The sequence below is a fragment of the Methanosphaera sp. A6 genome (assembly GCF_001729395.1).
Taxonomy (GTDB): domain Archaea; phylum Methanobacteriota; class Methanobacteria; order Methanobacteriales; family Methanobacteriaceae; genus Methanosphaera; species Methanosphaera stadtmanae.
In genome coordinates, this window is the sequence record NZ_MAIF01000037.1 from 1 (window position 1) to 2608 (window position 2608).

Below are 2608 nucleotides of genomic sequence, written 5' to 3' on the forward strand. Positions count from 1 at the left end.
AACAAAAACATTAAAAACAACAAATGATGTTAAATCAAGCATAGTTTTAAAGATAAATCCTATAACAACAACAGCACAAAAGAAAATAACTCTTAATGCAACAGCATATACTAGTAACAATAAACCACTTAATAATGTTGATGCAGTGTTTAAAATAAATGGAGTTACAATTGGAAAAACAAAAACAGTTAAAGGATTAGCTTCATTGGACTACACAGTTCCTAAGTGGGGTGCAAAAAACTATAATTTATTAGTAAAAGTAGGTGAAACAAGTTCTACTTTACCTCAAAGTGCAAATACTACATTAAAATTAGTAAAGGATAATGTTACAATTAATATGGGTTCATATTCTGCAGCACCTTCTTCAAAGGTTGTTTTTAAAGCGAATATAACACAGTCAAATAACATACCACTTAACAACGTAACAGTTGTATTTAAAGTTAATGATGTTACAATAGGAAAAACAACAGTTTTAAATGGAATGTGTAATATGACATACACAACTCCTAAAAATCCTAAAACATATAAATTAACAGTTAAAGTGGGTGAAACAAATTATACACTTTCAAAAACATTCAATACTAATTTAAACGTATTAAAACCATCAAAAATAACAATTTCAAGCAATATTATTGCATCAAAAAAATCAACAGTAACACTCACAGCTAAAGTCACTGATTTAACAGGTAATCTTGCTTCAAATGGTAAAGTAGCATTTAAAATCAATGGTAAAACAATATCTACAATATCATTAGTAAAAGGTATGGCTAGTGTTAAATATGATACATCAAAACTATCTGCAACAGTAAACAATGTAACAGTAGTTTATAGTGGAAATTCCCAATTCAATGCAACTAGTGCTAATACAAAACTAAGAGTATATAGTCAAACATTCTCATATAATGAAATACTTAAAAAAGCATACGATGTTAATTTATCTATTGAAAAATATCATAAAATACCAGAGTATGTGTTATTTGGAAATACCAAAGTGTCTTCTAATGATTTTCTATACATGGTATCTAAAGTATTAAGTTCAAATAATACATTTTATGCTTTAAATTATGAAGATAAAACAACATCTTCAACTTCAAAATATGGGGTAAATATATATAAAAACGATTATATAGCTCTATCAAAAACATTAGTATCATCATATGATACTACAGGATATTCTCCAGTTAGTATAAAAGCTGCTGATTATTCCTTATCGTATGAAGATGCATATTATTTATTAACACGTGCAGTATCATACTTATATGTGAATAAAAATCTTCCAAATTACAGTACAGTTCGTAATATACCACATGCAACAAGTTCTAATATAACAAACACAACACCAACATTAAATCCATCAAAAATAACAATTTCAAACGTCATTGTAGCAGAAAAAAAATCAACAGTAACACTCACAGCTAAAGTCACTGATTTAACAGGTAATCTTGCATCAAGTGGTAAAGTAGCATTTAAAATCAATGGTAAAACAATATCTACAATTTCTGTGGTAAATGGTATTGCAACTCTTAAATACAATACAACACCATTATCTACAGCATTAAACAACATAACAGTAGTTTATAGTGGAAATTCTAAATTAAATGCAAACACTACAACTTCAAAATTAAGATTATATAATTATGTATTTTCATATAATGAAGTACTTAAAAAAGCATATGATGTTAAAGTATATATTGAAAAATATAATGCATTACCAAAAACTGTAATGTTTGGATCTGTTGGAGTATCACAAGTTGATTTCTTATACATGGTATCTAGAGTATTAAGTACAAATAATAGTTTTTATGCAATGGGTTATATGGCTAAAACATCATCTTCAACTTCAAAGTATGGAGTAAATATATATAAAAACGATTATGCAAGTTTATCAAAAGAAATTGCATATAACTTTGATACTTATGGATATTCTCCAGTTAATATAAAAGTAGCTGGATATTCCTTATCATATGAGGATGCATATTATTTATTAACACGTGCAGTATCATACTTATATGTGAATAAAAATCTTCCAAATTACAGTACAGTTCTTAATATAAAAACTGCAAATCAAACAAGTAATCCATCTACATCTAATCCATCTACAAACACAGTACCTGATGGATATTCACAGTATCTTGTATCTTCAAAAAATTGTGAAGTAAATAGTACTGCAATTAAAAATGCACTATCAAAAGCAATTGCCGGAGTTACAGGTACATATAATCAAGCTGTAGCTATATTTAATTATGTAAATAAGCATACATCATATAGTGGATATTATAATACAAGGTATGGTGCAATTGGTACCTTAAATCGTGGATATGGTAATTGTGTAGATACAGCACACTTAGTAATTGCAATGATGCGTACAGCAAATATACCTGCAAGATATTGTCATGCAACATGTTACTTCCGTAGTGGTCTTGTAACAGGACACGTTTGGGCTGAAGTTTATGTTAATGGTAAATGGTATAAATGTGATGGAACATCAAATAGTAATACCTTTGGAAATATTGTGAATTGGAATAGTTGTGGTAGTATAACTAGATACATATCATTACCATTTTAATATCTCTTTTTATTTTTTTTTTAAATATTTAAAATAAAATAA

Annotated in this window: 1 protein-coding gene; it reads left to right on the forward strand. The window is 27.5% G+C overall.

Annotation, left to right across the window (positions count from 1 at the left end; genetic code table 11):
• The coding region (locus tag A9758_RS01140; RefSeq protein WP_069776313.1) for a pseudomurein-binding repeat-containing protein at positions 1-2566 on the forward strand (2566 nt) is incomplete at its 5' end.
• Between the last annotated feature and the right edge of the window lie 42 nt (positions 2567-2608).